General features: G+C 75.0%; 14 protein-coding genes. 3 read left to right on the forward strand and 11 right to left on the reverse strand.

Going from position 1 to position 16303, the window contains the following annotated elements:
- Positions 1-190 precede the first annotated feature (190 nt).
- A complete protein-coding gene (locus ACZ5WK_RS04045; RefSeq protein WP_465544684.1) occupies positions 191-1378 on the forward strand; it encodes a cytochrome P450 in 1188 nt (395 codons plus the stop codon).
- Positions 1379-1523: 145 nt separating this feature from the next.
- Here ACZ5WK_RS04045 and ACZ5WK_RS04050 read toward each other — a convergent pair whose 3' ends face one another.
- From ACZ5WK_RS04050 to ACZ5WK_RS04095, 10 genes are all read right to left on the reverse strand, one after another.
- Positions 1524-2321, reverse strand: coding sequence for an inositol monophosphatase family protein (locus ACZ5WK_RS04050; protein ID WP_465545227.1), 798 nt, complete (start codon positions 2319-2321; stop codon positions 1524-1526).
- A gap of 233 nt (positions 2322-2554) precedes the next feature.
- Complete coding sequence (locus ACZ5WK_RS04055; protein WP_465544686.1) at positions 2555-3805, reverse strand: type III PLP-dependent enzyme; 1251 nt, start codon at positions 3803-3805, stop codon at positions 2555-2557.
- Complete coding sequence (locus ACZ5WK_RS04060; RefSeq protein WP_465544688.1) at positions 3802-5556, reverse strand: IucA/IucC family protein; 1755 nt, start codon at positions 5554-5556, stop codon at positions 3802-3804. Before ACZ5WK_RS04060 ends, ACZ5WK_RS04055 begins: the two co-directional genes overlap by 4 nt.
- Positions 5553-6797, reverse strand: a complete 1245-nt coding sequence (locus ACZ5WK_RS04065) for an MFS transporter (protein ID WP_465544690.1) — start codon at positions 6795-6797, stop codon at positions 5553-5555. Before ACZ5WK_RS04065 ends, ACZ5WK_RS04060 begins: the two co-directional genes overlap by 4 nt.
- Entirely contained in the window at positions 6794-8548 is a 1755-nt protein-coding gene (locus ACZ5WK_RS04070) for an IucA/IucC family protein (protein WP_465545229.1), read from the reverse strand. The genes ACZ5WK_RS04065 and ACZ5WK_RS04070 overlap by 4 nt, the downstream gene beginning before the upstream one ends.
- An 80-nt stretch (positions 8549-8628) precedes the next feature.
- Positions 8629-9984, reverse strand: coding sequence for an ATP-grasp domain-containing protein (locus tag ACZ5WK_RS04075; RefSeq protein WP_465545231.1), 1356 nt, complete (start codon positions 9982-9984; stop codon positions 8629-8631).
- A 101-nt stretch (positions 9985-10085) separates the two neighbouring features.
- Entirely contained in the window at positions 10086-11099 is a 1014-nt protein-coding gene (locus ACZ5WK_RS04080; RefSeq protein WP_465544692.1) for an ABC transporter substrate-binding protein, read from the reverse strand.
- 136 nt (positions 11100-11235) lie between these two features.
- Positions 11236-12174: an ABC transporter ATP-binding protein gene (locus ACZ5WK_RS04085; RefSeq protein ID WP_465544694.1), complete on the reverse strand. Its 939-nt coding sequence runs from the start codon at positions 12172-12174 to the stop codon at positions 11236-11238.
- Positions 12174-13217 carry a FecCD family ABC transporter permease gene (locus ACZ5WK_RS04090; RefSeq protein WP_465544696.1) on the reverse strand — a complete coding sequence of 348 codons (1044 nt, stop codon included), beginning with the start codon at positions 13215-13217 and terminating at the stop codon, positions 12174-12176. Before ACZ5WK_RS04090 ends, ACZ5WK_RS04085 begins: the two co-directional genes overlap by 1 nt.
- Positions 13214-14248: a FecCD family ABC transporter permease gene (locus tag ACZ5WK_RS04095; RefSeq protein WP_465544698.1), complete on the reverse strand. Its 1035-nt coding sequence runs from the start codon at positions 14246-14248 to the stop codon at positions 13214-13216. The genes ACZ5WK_RS04090 and ACZ5WK_RS04095 overlap by 4 nt, the downstream gene beginning before the upstream one ends.
- Before the next feature lie 136 nt (positions 14249-14384).
- Here ACZ5WK_RS04095 and ACZ5WK_RS04100 point away from each other — a divergent pair, with 136 nt between their 5' ends.
- Together ACZ5WK_RS04100 and ACZ5WK_RS04105 are read left to right on the forward strand one after the other, a co-directional pair.
- A complete protein-coding gene (locus ACZ5WK_RS04100) occupies positions 14385-15263 on the forward strand; it encodes a (2Fe-2S)-binding protein (protein WP_465544700.1) in 879 nt (292 codons plus the stop codon).
- Positions 15264-15298: 35 nt separating this feature from the next.
- Positions 15299-15700, forward strand: coding sequence for a VOC family protein (locus ACZ5WK_RS04105; RefSeq protein ID WP_465544702.1), 402 nt, complete (start codon positions 15299-15301; stop codon positions 15698-15700).
- A 103-nt stretch (positions 15701-15803) separates the two neighbouring features.
- Here ACZ5WK_RS04105 and ACZ5WK_RS04110 read toward each other — a convergent pair whose 3' ends face one another.
- On the reverse strand, positions 15804-16283 hold the full coding sequence (locus ACZ5WK_RS04110; RefSeq protein ID WP_465544704.1) for a MarR family winged helix-turn-helix transcriptional regulator: 480 nt from the start codon (positions 16281-16283) through the stop codon (positions 15804-15806).
- Between the last annotated feature and the right edge of the window lie 20 nt (positions 16284-16303).

Here is a 16303-nt window from a genome sequence, read left to right on the forward strand (position 1 = left end):
CCGCACCCGCGCCCTGTACCCCGCATCCGCACCCGCACCCGCACCTTGCAGCACCCCGCACCCGCACCCGCACCTTGCAGCACCCCGCACCCGCACCCGCACCTTGCAGCACCCCGCACCCGCACCTTGCAGCACCCCGCACCCGCACCTTGCAGCGCCCCGCATCCGCACCCGCACCTGGAGCACACCTGTGACCGACCTGACCTTCCCGCTCTCCCGCAGAGGCGACGTCCTTCCCGAGGAGGCGCGACGGCTCCGCGAGGAGCGGCCCGTCGCCCGGGTCCGCACGATGACCGGCGACCCCGCCTGGCTGGTCAGCAGCTACGAGCTGGCCAAGCAGGTCCTGGAGGACGAGCGGTTCAGCCTCAAGGACACCGCCAACCCGGGCGTCCCCCGCCAGTACGCGCTGACCATCCCGCCCGAGGTGGTCAACAACATGGGCAACATCAACAGCGCCGGCCTGCGCAACGCCGTCATGAAGACCCTCTCCCCGCGCGCCGACCGGGAGTTGGACGGCTGGCTGCAGGCCGAGGCGCACCGGCTGATCGACGCGCTGGTCGACCAGGGCGCCCCCGGCGAACTGCGGGACGGCTTCACCGACCCCTACTCCGCCGCCCTGCACTGCCGGTTGCTGGGCATCCCCGCCGACGACTGGCGGCGGCTGATGACCGGCATCGATGTCGCCTTCCTCACCAGCCCGGTGCCGTTCGAGGGCGCGGCGGCCAACTGGTACAAGGACCTCGGCTACATGCTGGACCGGCTCAACGCCGACCCGGAGCCCAAGGACGGCCTGCTCGGCCGGTTCGCCGAGCTGCGCCGCTCGCCCGAGGTCTCGGACCAGGTCGGTGACGAGCTGCTGGCCACCGTCGCGCTGTCGCTGTTCGGCGCGGGTGCCGTCTCGACGTCCTCGTTCCTGCTGCACGCGATCATCTACCTGGCCCGGCAGCCCGCACTGGCCGAGCGGCTGCGGCGGGAACCCGCGCTGACCGGCCGCGCGGTGGACGAGCTGCTCCGGGTCAACCTGTCGATCGGCGACGCACTGCCCCGGATCGCGCTGGCGGATGTGCGGCTCGGCGAGGTGGAGGTGAAGCAGGGCGAGCTCGTGCTCGTCCTGATCGAGGGTGCCAACTACGACCCGGCGGTCTTCCCGGATCCGGAGAAGATCGACTTCGACCGGGCCGACAACCCGCACCTGGCCTTCGGCGGGGGTCGCCACTTCTGCCCGGCCTCGGCGCTCGGCCGCACCCATGCCGAGATCGCGATCACGGCGCTGGTCGAGCGGCTGCCGGGCCTGCGGCTCGCCCTGCCGGTCGAGCAGCTGGCCTGGCGGCCGGGGTTCATCAAGCGGCTGCCGGAGCGGCTGCCGGTCGTCTGGTGAGACCGGCCGACGGCTGAGGCCCGTCGGCAGGTGGGACCTGCGCCAGGTGACGGCGACGGCTGAGGCCGGTCGGCAGGTGGGAGGACCCGCCTTCCGGTGAGGCCGGAGGCCCGGAGTCGGAGGCCGAGGCCCCGGGGGCGAGGGCCTATCGGCGGAGCAGGATGTCGCGTGTGCGCTCCCAGCACTCCGGGTCGGCGGCGACCAGCAGGCCGTCCACGCCGCCCGGAGCCTCCGGCCGGTAGGGGCTGCCGTCCAGGCGGGCGGAGACGCCGCCGGCCTCGGCGACCAGCAGTGAGCCGGGGGCGTGGTCCCAGGGGAGGGTGCGCCAGTAGAGGATGAAGTCGAGGGCGCCCGCGGCGATGTCCGGGTACTCGATCCCGGCGGCGTGCCGGCCGGGGGTGACCTCGCCGAACGCCGTGGCGTTGGCCTCCACCTGCCGGCGCCGGTCCGGGTCCAGGAAGCGGCTCTTGACGGAGCCGCACCACTTGGCGGGTTCGCCGGACGCGGGCGTCCGGGTGAGGCGGTGGCCGTTGCGCCAGGCGCCGGAGCCCAGCTCGGCGGTGTAGCCGGTGGCGGTGGCGGGCTGCCAGATCCAGGCGGCGACGGTCTGGCCCGAGCGGACCAGCGAGGCCATCACGGCGTACTCGGGGCGGCCGGCGATGAAGTTGGACGTCCCGTCCACCGGGTCGACCAGCCAGACGGCCGGCTCGGAGTGCAGTGCCCGGGCGAGCCCGGGGTCGGCGGCGACGGCCTCCTCGCCGACCACCGGGACGGGCAGCAGCTCGCGCAGCCGCCGCTCGATGATCACCTCGGCCTCGCGGTCGGCGATGGTGACCACCTCGCCGGGGGCCTTCTCCATCACCTCGCCGGCGGCAAGCGCCCGGAACCGCGGCTCCACCACCTCGGCCGACGCCTCGGCGAGGATCTCGGCCACCCTGTCCATCAGCACGTGCGCGCTCCCTTCGCTGGCTACCACTCTCGCACGCTTGTGCGGTGGTGACCTGCGGCAGCCCCCTCGGGCGGGGGAGGGGCGGGCGACGGCTGCCGGTGGTCGACCGGGTGACGGCGTTCACCATCTGTCGGCTGAAGAGTGTTCGCCGCCGTCCCCGTCCGCCGTCCGCCAGCCGTGAGCCGTGGGCCGCTGCCCCTGAACCGTGAGCTGCGAGCCGCCGGCCGTCACCCGCCCAGGTAGTGGAACCCCGGCCGGGGGTGCATCAGGAAGTCGTGGTGCGAGATGTTCCACCCGTACGCGCCCGCCATCGCGAAGAGCACCCGGTCCGCCGTCCGGAGGCCGTCCGCGCTCGTCGCGGCGCGGGCGAGGACGTCCTTCGGGGTGCAGAGCTGGCCGGCCAGGGTGGCGCGGCCGGTGGTGACCGAGGGGCGCGGCCAGGGGTGCGGCCAGGCGTCGACCGGCAGCACGGCGAAGGGCTGGTTGTGGCCGCGGGTGGCCGGGGTACGCAGGTGGTGGGTGCCGCCGCGGACCACCGCGAAGTCCTCGCCGTGGCTCTGCTTCACGTCCAGCACCTCGGTGGCGTACCAGCCGCAGTAGGCGGTCAGGGCGCGGCCCGGTTCGATCCGCAGGGTCAGGCCGGGGTGCCGGTCGAGCAGCTTGCCCAGGCCCTCGCCGAACTCCGCCCAGTCGAAGCGCGCCCCGGGGTCGTCGTAGTCGACGGCCATGCCACCGCCCACGTTGACCTCGTCCAGCGTGAACACGTGCCGTTCCGCCAGCCGGGCCGCCCAGCCGACGATCTGCTCGGCGAGGGCCAGTTGCTCGGCCGCCGCCAGCCCGCTGGCCAGGTGCGCGTGCACGCCGCGCAGCCGCAGCCGCGGGCGGAGCGGGGCGAAGGGGCCGAGCGGATCGGTCAGCAGGCGGGCGCAGGCCTCGGCACGCTCCGGGTCCAGGCCGAACGGGGTCGGCCGGCCGCCCATCGCGAGCGCCACCGCGTCCAGCGCGCCCGAGCCCACCGGGAGGTTGACCCGCAGCAGCACGTCCACGGAGGCCTGCGGCCGGTCGTCGGTCAGGACGGCGGCGAGCCGGTGCAGCTCCTGTTCGCTCTCCACGTGCCAGCGGTGCACCCCGGCGTCCACGGCGGCCGTGATCTCGGCGGGTGTCTTGCCGGGCCCGCCGAAGGCCAGCGGCGCGCCCGGCACGGCCTCCCGGACGTGCGCCAACTCGCCGCCGCTGGAGACTTCGTAGCCGTCGACCGCGCCCCGCAGCGCGGTCAGCACGGGCGCGTCGGGGTTGGCCTTGGCGGCGTAGTACAGCTCGACGCGCGCGGGCAGCGCGGCCCGGACGGCGGCGGCGTGCGCGCGCAGCGCCGCGAGGTCGTAGACGAAGGCGGGCAGGGCGTCCGGTGCCAGTGCGGCGACGTGCCGGCGGACGGCGTCGGTCATCGGGGTCTCCTCCACGCGGTCGGGGGCGGTCATCGGGCACTCCAGGCCGGCGTCCGCGGGGCCGGCGTCCGCACGCCCCGCGCCGGCAGGTGCGCGGCCTCCGCGAGGACGGTGCGGGCGAGCGGGGACGGCAGCCGGACGTAGCCGGCCTCGCGGTCCGGGCGGCGCTCCCAGCGGGTCAGCAGGTTGGCCTTGGCGGGCAGTGGCACCCCGGCGAGCAGGGCGCGCAGCCTGGGCGGGCGGCCGTGGGAGGCGGCGTACTCCTCCAGGACACGCCGGACGGCCTCCCAGAGCGCGCCCTCCGCCTCCGGGTGGAGGTCGGCGAGGGCGGCCAGCAGCTCGGCCACGTGGTTGACCAGCAGGCAGTAGACCACGCGGTCCCAGCCGCGCTCGGCGTCGTAGGCCATCGGGCCGGCCACCTCGGGCGGCAGTGCGGCGAGCAGGGCGGCGTTCTGGTCCGGGACGAGCTTGGTGCCCTCCAGGTCGCGGAAGAGCACCTGGGCCGGCCGTCCGGCCGCGTCCACGCCGATCAGCACGTTCTGCAGGTGCGGTTCCAGCACCACGCCGTGGTCGAAGTAGGCCGCGAGCACCGGCGGCACGAGCAGCCGCAGGTAGGCCGTCCACCAGTCCAGGGCGTCCTGCGCGGTCGCGTCCGGCCCGAGCAGCGCGGAGACGTGGGCGGAGCTGGTCGGGTGCTCGTCGGCGACGGCGGCGGCCAGCAGCGGGGTGACGCCGGGGCGCAGGACGTCCGCGAAGCCCTCGCGGACGATCAGGCCGAACCCCTCGTAGAGGGCGCGGTCCGGGAGGCCGTCCGCGCCGGGCAGGGCGAGCGTGCGGAAGGCCGGTTCGCGCAGCATCGCGGCGTCCGGGAACCGCTCGGCGAGGTCGGCCAGTGCGGGAGCGAGCAGCCGGGTCAGGGCGACGGCGCCGGTCAGCTCGTAGGCGGCGTTCTTGCGGAGGCAGTTGGTGATGCGCACGTTGAGGCTGAACTTCAGGAACGCGCCCGCGCCGTACAGGGTGCGGACCGAGGCGGTGGCGGTGAAGGGCTCGCCGCCGGGGCCGAGGTCCAGGATGTCGCCGCGCTCCAGCGCACCGCGCAGCAGCGGGTGGTCGGTGAGCAGTTGGTACTGCCAGGGGTGGGCCGGCAGCAGCCGGTAGCCGGCCGGCACCTCGTGCGTGCCGTCCGGCAGGCCGTCCAGCAGCCCGTCGAGGAGCCCGGTCGCCGCCCGGTCCGCCGAGCCCTCGGCGATCAGCTCCTCCCGAACGGCCAGGTACCGCAGCCGGAACGCCGCGCGCGACTCCGGCGCGTACGACTGCCAGTCGCCGCGCTCGGCGGAGCGGGACTTGGGCGCGGGGTGGAACCGGTGGCCGAAGAGCAGGGCCTGCTCGGACTCCAGGTAGCGGTCCGCGCCCGGTGCCGGGCGGCCTTCCAGGGCGTTCCAAACAACCTTGTGACTGGACGTCAGCTGGCCGAGGAACTCCTCGTTCACCGTCCCGGTGCGCAGCTCCAGTTCGTCCCGGACGTACCCGGCCAGCGTCCGCCAGTCCAACTCGGCCCAGCCGTCGCCCCGTTCCTCCTGCACCGGGCCGGTGAAACGGTGTGCGCCGAGCAGTGAGGTGCGGCGCAGCGCGATCCGGAGCAGGGCGCCGCGCCGCGGGAGGCGCAGCAGGAGGCGGCCGTCGGTGACGGCGGTCTGGTGCTCGGGCGCGGAGACCTCGCGCAGCAGGCAGTTGAGCAGGGTGTGGGCCACCGCATGGTCGGCGGTGGGGAGTTCGTGGGTCATCGGTGACTCCAACGCTTGCGGGAGGGGACGGCGAGCAGTGCGGCCGCGGCGGCGGCCAGCAGTGCGGCGGCGGTGCCGGCCAGCACGGGGGAGGCGGCGCCGAACCGGCCGTTGGCCAGCGCCGCGACGGCGCCGGCGGCCACGGCGCCGCCCTTGGAGATGAACTCGAGGGTGCCGAACATCCGGCCCGGTGCCCGGCCGCGGGCGGCCTCGGCGGCCAGCACCGAGAGGCAGACCAGGCCGAGTGTGAGCCCGGCGCCGAGCAGCAGCCGGACGGCGACGAAGGCCGGCAGCGAGTGGGCGGCGGCGTGCCCGGCCAGGCCCAGCGCGACGAAGCCGAAGCCGAGCGCGATACCGGTGTGCGGGCGGGTGAGGAAGGCGGTGTGGGTGCGGGCGGCGAAGGCCAGGTAGCACAGGTGGGGCATCGCGAACAGTATGCCGGTCGTGCTCCCGGAGACGCCGGGCAGCCGCTCCTGCGCCAGGGATATCAGATAGGGGAAGGAGATCACGGTCGCGAAGACGAAGGCGAACTCGAAGGTGTAGAGCACGGCGAGCGGCGCCCGCCCGGCCGGCTCGGCGCCCGCGACGGGCGGCCCGTCGCCGGACGGGTCCCCCTCCTCGCCCGTCCGGCCCGGCCGGGCCGGTTCCGGCAGCAGCGAGAGCAGGACGGCGGCCGCCAGCGGCAGGGCCGCCATCAGCAGGTACTGCCGGTGCGGGTCGATCCACGGCGAGAGCACGCCGACCAGGATCGGCGCGGCGACCAGCGCGGCCCGCGCGCTGCCCTGCATCAGGGTGAGCGCCCGGGACAGCTGCGAACCGTCGAGCGCGGCGGCGAGGTAGCCGTTGGTGGCGGCGAAGGTGCCGCCGAGGAAGCCCTGGAGGACGAGGGCGAGGGTGAAGGCGGGCAGGCTGTCGGCGGCGCCGGCCAGCAGGAACGAGACGGCGAGCCCGAGTTGGGCGCGGAGCAGCAGCCGCTTGCGGCCGAACCGGTCGGCGAGCCGCCCCCAGAGCGGGGCGCCGAGGCCGCTGAACACCGTCGGCACGATGTAGAGCACGCCGGCCCACCGGCCCTGGGGGTCGCCGAGCGTGGGCAGGATGGCGGTCAGGTACGGCGGCAGGCCGAGCGCGGCGAAGGAGGCGACGAAGTAGCAGGCGGCCACCGCGTGCACCTGGCGCCGGCCGAGCCCGCCGGTGCGGGCGGTGCCGCTCCCGGAGTGCGCGGCGAGCGCGTCGACCGTCATCGGAGCCTTCCCCGGGGGGAGGAGACGGGCGGCAGCAGGTAGTTGGGGCCGTCGGTGTAGTGCTTGTTGATGTCCGCGGCGCCCGAGCGCTGCTTGGTGAGCAGGGTCCCGGCCGTGACCATGGCCTTGACCGGCAGCCGTTCGGCGTCCAGCAGCGCGGTGCGCAGGGGTTCGCCGGCCGGTCCGGTCCGGTCGACGGCCTCGGCCAGTCGCTTGCGCAACAGGGCGAGCAGGTCGGCGAGTTCGCCGCGGCCGTGCGCGGCCAGGCCGAAGGCGAGGGCGCCGGTGCAGAGGTGGCCGGTGATGGTGGTGAACAGGTCGGTCAGCGGCCGGTCGTCGTCGCCGAAGATCCTGGCGTCGTCGAACTCGTCGCGTCCGGGGGCGAGTTCGCCGAGTGTGGCGGCGAGCCGGGCGGTGTGGACGCGCGGTCCGTCGTCGTCCTTGTAGAGCAGGCGCAGGCCGCCGTCCTCGTCCAGCACCAGGGAGGTGTTCTGCTGGTGGGACTCCAGGGCGATGCCGTAGCCGAAGAGGGTGGTCTGCCAGTCGAGCAGCAGCTCCAGCAGGGCGTCGAAGAGGGCGACGGGGTCACCGCCGTGGAAGCGGTCGGCGAGGTGGTCGATCACCAGGCGCCCGCCGGGGGCCGGGGCCAGCAGGGCGGCCAGCGGCACCGTGACGGATCCGCAGGGCTGGGCGGGGTAGCGGCGGAGCAGCACGGCGAGCAGCTCGTGCCCGGCGTGTGCCCAGCTCTGCTCGTCGGCGTGCAGGATCCGGCCGGCGAAGCGCGGTTCGCGCTCCAGCACGGCCTCGATCAGCCGCTGGCCGGCGGCGCCGTCGAGCAGCGTGCCGGGCTTGATGGTGCGGCGGTTGAGCCGGCCCAGGGTGGCGGTGGCGAGCGGGAGTTTGAGGTGGTGGACGGGGTCGTCGGCGACGGCCACGGTCCGCATGGAGAGGGTGGGCAGCACGGTGAGGTACGGCCGGTCGGCGAGTACGGCGCGGCCCGCCAGGCCGGAGGCGTCCAGGGCCTCGGCCAGTGGTGCGCCGACGGTGAGCGGGTGGACCGGCAGGGTGGCCCAGGCCGCGTCGCCGCCCGGGAGGCCGAGGCCGAGCCGGCTCGGGGTGGGCCACCAGCCGGGCAGCGGCCGGTCGCCGTGGGTGGTCAGCTCCCCGGCGGGCACGGCGAGCCAGCGCAGCTCGAAGGACGGGTGGAACTCCGGTGCGTAGGAGCGCAGTTGCGTGTCGGTGAGGCCGGATCGGCCACGCGCGGTCGGGTAGACCGGGTGGTCGAGGTAGGCGGCGAGGGTGTCGTGGCCGAGGGCGGCGGCGGGGCCGGTCCAGTGGGCCGGGTCCGTGCCGTACAGGTCGGTGAGCGCGGCGTGCACCCCGGCCCGGGCACGGTCGTGCAGCTCCATGGTGGCGAGGGTCTGCCGGCACTCCTCGGCGAAGGCCGTCCAGCCGGGCCGGTCCTGCGCCTCGGCGAGGCCGGCCAGGGCGGTCACGACGGGGTCCAGGCCGTCGAGCCGGGCGCCGTCCAGCTCCAGCAGCGGCAGCCGGGCGGCGTACTCGCTCTGGAAGCCGTCGGCGTCGACGGGCAGTGCCAGGCGGGCGTCCGCGAGGACGAGCCAGCGGCCGTCCGGCCGGTCCTCGGCGGTGCTGCGGGTGCGCAGCCCGAGTACGTCCTCGCGCAGCAGGGCGGAGAGCACCCGGAGCACCAGGGCGTCGGACGCGGCGGGGGCTGCGGACCGCTCGGGCACGGCAGCGGCGCAGGAACGCTCGGACGTGGCGGAGGCTCCGGGAGTAGCGGAGGTGGCAGGAGCCCTGTCGGCAGACGTGGTCACGGCGTGATCTCCCAGCGGTTGGCCGCGACGAAGCGGGCGACGGCGGCGTCCACGGCGGTCTGCTCGGGGCCGACGGCCCAGATCACGCCCAGGTAGTCCCGGTTGGTGCGGTAGTGCTCGTGCCGTTCGCCGAGCGGGCGCAGCGGCCGATAGGCGAGCCGGACGCCGTCGCGCTCCTCGTCGTACGGGCCGGGGGCGGCGGTGAGGGTGCCGGCGCGGTCGGCGCAGACCACCTCGTTGCGGGCGCGCAGCGGGGTGGCGGCGCAGCGCTCGGCGAGGTCGGCGGGCAGTTCGCGGCCGAGGTGGGCGGCGAGGATGTGCTCGAACAGCGGTATGCCGAGGATCTCGGCGAGCATGAGGTCGCACTGGTCGCCGATGGCGCGGTAGTTGACCTCGATGATCCGGGCGCGGCCGTCCGGCTGGACGACGAACTCGGTGTGGCAGGCGCCGAGTCCGACGCCGAGCGCGTCGAGCTGGGCGAGCACCTGCCCGACCACCGCGGCCGGGTGGGCGGGGACGAACTCCAGCACCTCCTCGATGAAGTGCGGGGGCGGGGAGATCCTGGTCCGGAAGCCGCCGAGGATGTGGCGGCGCCGCCCGTCGCCGAGCGTCTCCAGGGTGCACAGCTGCCCGTCCAGGAACTCCTCGACGACCAGCGCGGCGCCGGGCCGCCGGTGCTGGATCTCCTTGCAGCGCAGCACCAGCTCGTCGGCGTCGGCGACCAGCGAGACGTCCTCGCTGGCGACGCCCTCACGCGGCTTCACCACAACCGGGTACGGAAGGTCCGCGTCCCCCAGCACGGACGGGTCCTGTCCGGGGTCGAGCTCGACCGAGCGGACGGTGTCCACGCCGGCGGCGGCGAGGTGGCGGCGCAGCTCGCCCTTGTTCTTGGCCCGCAGCGCGGCCTTCCAGTCCTTGGCCGGCAGCCCGAAGTACCCGGCGACGAGGGCGGTCTGGGTCTGCAGGTGGTCGCTGTTGCTGAACACGGCGAACGGCGCACCCGCGGCCCGGCCGGCGCCGGCGCCGGCGTCGGTGTCGGTGTCCGCTCCGGTGCCGGCGATGGCGACGGGCCGGGCGGCACCGGTGCCGGGACCGGCGGCCCGGCCGGTGTCGGGCCGGGGGGTGTCGGGCCGGGGGGTGTGGTGCCGGGTGATCAGTCCGATCACCTCACGGAAGTCCCGGACGTCGCACTCCACCACGTCCGGCGCGGACTCCAGCTCGGCGTAGGCACGTCGGTGGGGTTCGGCGTGGTCGGTGAGCACCGTGACATCGAGCCCGAGCCGGGCGGCGGCCGGCAGGAACCCCTGGGTGACGGAGTCGGTGGGGTTGAGGGCGAGCAGGTAGAGCCGCATGTCGGCGCGGGTCCTCTCCATGGGGTGGGGGAGCGGGGCGGTCCCCGGGGGGCGGGCTCCGCATGGCCCGCCCCCGAACGTCAACGGGTACTGGTCGGCTGCTACTTGGGCGCGTCGACGCCCGCGGCCTTGGCGATGTCGCCGAGCATGGCGTCGGCGGCCTGGACGCCGATGCCGGACATCCAGGTCTCGTCCGGCACGTTGAAGACCTTGCCGTTCTTGACGGCGTTCAGGCCCTGCCAGACCGGGGTGCCCTGGACTTCGCTCTCCTTGGTCTTGGCCGGGTCGTCGGCGACGGTGACGAAGACCAGGTCGGCGTCGGCCTGGTTGATCTGCTCGGCGCTGACCTCGATGATGTTCTGGTCCACGTCCTGGGAGGCCGGGCGGGCCAGGCCGACGTCCTTCAGCACGACGCCGCTGTAGGACGACTTGGCGTACAGGCGGGTCGGGCCGGCCACGAAGCGGACGACCGAGGCGGTCGGCTCCTTGCCGCCGTTCTTGGCCTTGATCGCCTCGCCCAGCCGGGCGGCGCGGGCCTCGTAGTCGGCGAGTGCCTTCTTGGCCTCGGCCTCCTTGCCGAGCGCCTGCGCGTAGAGGGCGAGGTTCTCCTTCCACGGGAAGCCGGTGGTCTCGGCGAGCACGGTCGGCGCGATGGCGTTGAGCTTGTCGTAGACCTTGGCGTGCCGGACCTTCGAGGAGAGGATCAGGTCGGGCTTGAGGGAGGCGATCAGTTCCAGGTTCGGCTCGTTCATCGGGCCGACGTCCTTGGTGTCCTTGATCTTGTCCTTGAGGTAGTTCGGGAACCCGCCCTCGGTCTTCATGTGCGGGGAGACCGCGCCGACCGGCGTGATGCCCAGCAGGGTGACGTCGTCCAGCTCGCCGCTGTCCAGGACCACGACGCGCTCGGGCTGGGCCTTGATCTGGGTGGTGCCCGCGGCGTGGCTGACGCTGCGGGGGAAGACGGCGGCGGACCCGGCGGACGCGGCGGCGTCGCCGGCCGGCTTGGCGGCGTCCTTGGTGTCACCGTTGCTGCCGCACGCGGCGAGCAGGGTGGTGGAGAGCGCGACGGCGAGGACGGCGACGGGGAGCCTGCGGGCGCGGCTGGAGCGGTTCAAGGCGGTTCCTTGTCTCTGGGGCGGGGTGGTCGGACGCGTCCGGCGGGTGCCCGGACGGATCCGGGCGCCGCCGGACGGATCCGGGCAGGGCGGGGGCGGCCCGCGGGTGAGCGCGGGCGGCCGGAGGACGGGGCCGTCAGCTGGTGACGGCGGCGGTGCGCGGCCTGGTCCGGGCCCGCGGCACGACCAGCGGGGTGCCGGTCTCCGGGTCGGGTACGACCAGGCAGGGCACCTGGAAGACCTCCTCCACCAGTTCGGCCGTCAGCACCTCGGCGGGCGCCCCGGCGGCGGCGAGGCGGCCGTCCTTGAGCACGACCAGGTGGTCGGCGTACCGGGCGGCCTGCCCGAGGTCGTGCAGCACCATGACGACGGTGCGCCCGGCCTCGGCGTGCAGGTCGGAGACCAGGTCGAGGACGTCCAGCTGATGCCGGAGGTCGAGGAAGGTGGTCGGCTCGTCGAGCAGCAGCAGGTCGGTGTCCTGGGCGAGGGCGAGCGCGATCCAGGCGCGCTGGCGCTGACCGCCGGAGAGCCGGTCGACCTGCTGGTCGCGCAGCTCGGCGGTGCCGGTGCGGGCGAGTGCGTCCTCGACGGCCGCCTGGTCGGCCTTGGACCAGGGGCTGAGCATCCGCTGGTGCGGGAAGCGGCCGAGCCGGACCAGCGACTCGACGGTGATCGCCTCGGGGGTGACCGGCTGCTGGGGCAGCAGTCCCATCCGCTTGGCGAGTGCCCGGGCGGGCATCCGGTGGATGTCGGAGCCGTCCAGGGTGACGGTGCCCGCGGCGGGGTCGAGCAGCCGGACGAGGCCGCGCAGCAGGGTGGACTTGCCGCAGGCGTTGGGGCCGACGATCGCGGTGACGGCGCCGCCGGGCAGTTCCAGGTCCAGGCCGTCCACGATCACCCGGTTGCCGTAGCGCAGGTGCAGTCCGTGGGCGGCCAGGCGGTTGGCCGGCGTGCCGGCGGTCCCGACGGCGGCGGTGGTGGTGGCGGTCCCGGCGGTGCTGGTGGCGGTCCCGGCGGTGGTGGCGGTCCCGGTTGTGGTGGCGGTCCCGGCGGTGCTGGTGGGGTCTGCGGTCATCAGCTGCTCCTCTGGGGAAGCCGGCCCTGGCGGATCATCAGCACCAGGAGCCAGGGCGCGCCGAGCGTGGCGGTGACGGCACCGACCGGCAGGCCGTGGACGGGGATCACGTGGAGCACGAGGAGGTCGGAGGAGAGCAGCAGCACGGCGCCGGTGAGGGCGGTGAGGCCGAGCGTGCCGAGGGTGGGCGGGCCGGCGAGCAGCCGGACCAGGTGCGGCACGGCGAGGGCGACGAAGGCGACCGGTCCGGTGAGGGCGGCGGCGAGCGAGGCCAGCGTGATGGTGAGCAGCAGGAGCAGCACCCGGTCGCGGCCCGGGTCGAGGCCGAGCCCGCCGGCCGAGTCGTCACCGAGGTCGAGCACGGCGACGCGCCGCTGGGCGAGCAGCACGGCGAGCGCGGCGAGTGCGATGGCGGCGCCGCCGATCCGGACCTCGGTCCAGTCCCGGCCGTAGAGCGAGCCGGTGGTCCACTGCATCGCGGAGGAGGCCAGCTCGGCCGGGAACCGTACGATCATCAGGTTCACGGCGGCGGCCAGGCCCTGCTGGACCGCCAGGCCGACCAGCACCAGCCGGGTCACCGCCATCCGCGAGCGCCAGGCGAACCCGCCGAGCAGCAGTGCGGCCAGCAGACCGCCGCCGAGCGCGGCGAGCGGGATCAGCTCCTGCGAGGCGCCGGTGGCGAGCATCAGCACCGCGCCGAAGGAGGCGCCGCCGGTGACGCCGATGGTGTCGGGGGAGGCCAGCGGGTTGCGGAAGAGCCGCTGCAGCATCGAGCCGGCCACCGCCAGCCCGGCGCCGGCGATCAGCGCCGAGACCACCCGGGGTGCGCGGAACTCCTGCACCACCAGCACGTTTCCGGCGTCGCCGAGCCCGGCCAGGGCGCGCAGTGCGTCCCAGACGGACATCTTCACCTGGCCGGTGCCGAGTGCGACGCCGGTCAGCAGGACGAGCAGCGCGGCGGCCACCAGCGACCAGGCGGCGGTCCTGGCCCGGCGCCGGGCCATGGTGGTGCCCGCCGGGGGGTTCGGGGTGAGGAGGCTCATCGGGCCACCTTCCGGGCCAGCACCGCGAGCAGCGGCGCGCCGAGGAAGGCGGTCACGATGCCGACCTCGATCTCGGACGGCCGGGCCACCACGCGCCCCAGCACGTCGGCGGCGAGCAGCAGCACCGGACCGGCGATCAGGCAGCCGGGCAGCAGCCATCGGTGGTCGTTGCCGAGGAGCGGCCGGACGAGGTGCGGCGCGGCCAGCCCGATGAAGGCGACCGGCCCGGCGACGGCGACCGCGCCGCCCGCCAGGAGCACGACGGCCAGCCCGCCGAGCACCCGGATCCGGGCCACCGGCACGCCGAGCGACTGCGCGGCCTCGTCGCCGAGCGCCAGCGCGTTGAGTGCGGGGGCGACGGCGAACGCACCGACCAGGCCGAGGACGAGGAACGGCAGGACGGGCGTCAGGGTGTCCAGGTGGCGCCCGGCGATCGAGCCGGCCAGCCAGAACCGGGCCTCGTCCAGGGTGCGGTGACTGGCCAGCATCAACGCCGACGTCCACGAGGTGAGGACCACGGTGAGCACGGTGCCGCCGAGTGCCAGCCGGACGGGGTCGAGATCCCCGCCGCGCCGGGACATCGCGTACGCGGCCACGGCGGCGACGGCCGCGCCGGCGAAGGCGAACCAGACGTACTCGACCGGCCGGGTGAGCCCGAAGGTGTAGATCGCGGCGACGACGGCGAAGCTCGCGCCCGCGTTGATCCCGAGGGTGACCGGCGAGGCGAGCGGGTTGCGGGTGACGCCCTGGGCGACCGCCCCGGCGACGCCGAGGGCCGCGCCGAGCACCAGGCCGATGACCGTCCGGGGGACCCGAAGGCCCGTCACCACGTCGGCATCGCCGCCGGATCCGGAGCCGGTGATGGCGTCGAGCACGGTGGAGAGCGGGATGGCGCGGGAGCCGAGCGCGAGGCTCAGCGCGGCGCACAGCACGAGCGCGGTGACTCCGGCGGCCAGCAGCAGGGGCCGCCGGAGCGCCGAGGTCCGAGGCGGGGCCGGGGCCGTGGTGGCCGGTGGGGCGGTGGTGAACACGAGACGAGATATTAGGTTAGGCAAACCTAAGTTCGTCAAATCCGTCCGGGGGCGGTCCAGGCGGGGGTGGTGCAGTCGGAGCGGCTTCTGAGTGCCTATAAGGTGAGCCTCACCTTATCCGATCTCGGGAGTGCCGATGATCTTGGGACCTGCACCCATGCCCGCCACCGGCCGGAGCCCCTCTCCTCTCCGGGCGGACTACCGGCGGCTGCTGGACCTCTGCCCCGTCCTGCAGGTCACGCTGATCGCGGACGGCGAACCGTCCCCGACGCGTGCTCAGGGCTGGTGCTCCGCCGCCGAACTGGCTGCGGACCCCACGGCCCTGGAGGCCGCGCTGGCCGGCGAGGCCGCCCGGATCGCCCCGGTCGCCGCCGAGCACGGCACCACCCCGCGCCCGCACGTCGCCGCGTCCCGGCTGCTGCACCACTACCTGTGGTCGGTCTGCGTCCTGATCGCCGGACCCTGGCACCTCGCCCGCCGCGTCCCCGTGATCGACGGATCGGACCTCTGGCTGCACGCCCCCACCGGCGACCTCGCCCTGCGTCCGCGCGCCCACGTCACGCTCCCGGGCGAGGACGAACTCCGTGCCGAACTGCGCGCCGCCGTCGTCACCCACGTCGAACCGCTGCTCACCGCCTTCGCCGCCCCCACCCGCCGTGGCACCCGGGCGCTCTGGGGCATGGTCACGGACGACCTGGCCTCCGCGATCTGGTACCTCGGCCGGATGCTCGATGCGCAGGCCGGCGTCACCGCGCCCGCCGGCGGTGCCGCCGGAGCCGGGGAGGCCGTCGCCGCCGGGGAGGCCGAGGCGGTCGCCGCCGCCGGGGCCGTCCTCCCCGGCGGCACCCAGCCTCTCCTCGGGGCCGCCGCCTTCCGCACGCTGTGCGGCCCGGACGGCCGGAGCCACCCCACCCGGACCCGCCTCGGCTGCTGCCTCTACTACGCGATCCGCCCCGACTCCGCCTGCGTCACCTGCCCCCGGACGCCCGACGAGGAGCGCCTGCAGCGGCTCTGACGCCTGCTCACATCACGACCGGTACGATCGGTCACATGATCGACTCCACCACCCACGTCCGGGTCGCCCGCCCCTCCCGGGACCTCGCCGCCGCCGAGCGCTTCTACGTCGACGGCCTCGGCCTCTCCGTGCTCTGGCGGACCACCGAGCACGTTCCCGGTGAGCACGACCTGCTCATGGTCGGCTTCCCCGGCGGCAGTTGGCACTTCGAGCTCACCCACGACCCCGGCCACCCCGTCGAGCCGGCCCCGACCGTCGACGACCTCTTCGTCCTCTACCTGGGCGCGCCCGTGGACGAGGCCCTCGTCGCCCGGCTGGAGGCCGCCGGCGGCACCCGCGTCCCCGCCCACAACCCGTACTGGGACGAGTTCGGCGTCACCGTCAGTGACCCGGACGGCTACCGCCTGGTGCTCTGCACCCGCACCTGGGCCGCCTGACTGCCTGACGGCCCGGGTGTCGGAGTGCCCGACCTCCCGCTCATCCCGAGTGCCCGCCCGGCCGGTGCCTGAGCGCCCGGCCGGTGGGCCGTCCGCCCGGAGTTCAGTCCAGCCGCCCGTCCACATCCACATCGTCGAAGAGTGCGAGCATCTCGCCGAGCACCTTCACGCAGGCGGTCACCTCGGCGTCGGTGAGGCCGCCGCCGACCTGGCGCATCAGCGCGTGCTCGCGCGTGGTCACGGCGGCGATGGCGGCCCGCCCGTCGTCGGTGAGCCGGATCAGCGAGGAGCGCCGGTGGGCCGGGTTGGGGACGGCCTCGACGAGCCGGTCGGCCGCCGCCTCGTTCACCATCCGCTGCACGAACTGCCGGCTCAGTGCCTGCGCGCGGCCCATCTGCGGGACGGTCATCGGGCCGTGCTCGCCCAGCAGGTTCAGCACGGCCCGCACGCCGACCGAGAGACCTTCGGCGGGTGCGGCCTGCTCGACCTTGCGCAGCACCCGGCGGTAGAGCGGGCCCACCAGGTCGAACACCTCGGTGAGGCGGTGGGCGAGTTCGTCGGGTTCCAGCGGGTGTTCCTGCATGGGCACCATCATGACACCCT

The organism is Kitasatospora sp. NPDC032757, from assembly GCF_055579305.1.

Excerpts from the sequence above, each read along its gene's own strand:
- ACZ5WK_RS04100 (WP_465544700.1), top strand. The coding sequence starts at position 14,385 with ATGATCTTGGGACCTGCACCCATGCCCGCCACCGGCCGGAGCCCCTCT.
- ACZ5WK_RS04050 (WP_465545227.1), bottom strand. The coding sequence starts at position 2,321 with ATGGACAGGGTGGCCGAGATCCTCGCCGAGGCGTCGGCCGAGGTGGTG.
- ACZ5WK_RS04105 (WP_465544702.1), top strand. The coding sequence starts at position 15,299 with ATGATCGACTCCACCACCCACGTCCGGGTCGCCCGCCCCTCCCGGGAC.
- ACZ5WK_RS04090 (WP_465544696.1), bottom strand. The coding sequence starts at position 13,217 with ATGAGCCTCCTCACCCCGAACCCCCCGGCGGGCACCACCATGGCCCGG.
- ACZ5WK_RS04060 (WP_465544688.1), bottom strand. The coding sequence starts at position 5,556 with ATGACCCACGAACTCCCCACCGCCGACCATGCGGTGGCCCACACCCTG.
- ACZ5WK_RS04085 (WP_465544694.1), bottom strand. The coding sequence starts at position 12,174 with ATGACCGCAGACCCCACCAGCACCGCCGGGACCGCCACCACAACCGGG.
- ACZ5WK_RS04075 (WP_465545231.1), bottom strand. The coding sequence starts at position 9,984 with ATGCGGCTCTACCTGCTCGCCCTCAACCCCACCGACTCCGTCACCCAG.
- ACZ5WK_RS04110 (WP_465544704.1), bottom strand. The coding sequence starts at position 16,283 with ATGCAGGAACACCCGCTGGAACCCGACGAACTCGCCCACCGCCTCACC.
- ACZ5WK_RS04065 (WP_465544690.1), bottom strand. The coding sequence starts at position 6,797 with ATGACGGTCGACGCGCTCGCCGCGCACTCCGGGAGCGGCACCGCCCGC.
- ACZ5WK_RS04055 (WP_465544686.1), bottom strand. The coding sequence starts at position 3,805 with ATGACCGCCCCCGACCGCGTGGAGGAGACCCCGATGACCGACGCCGTC.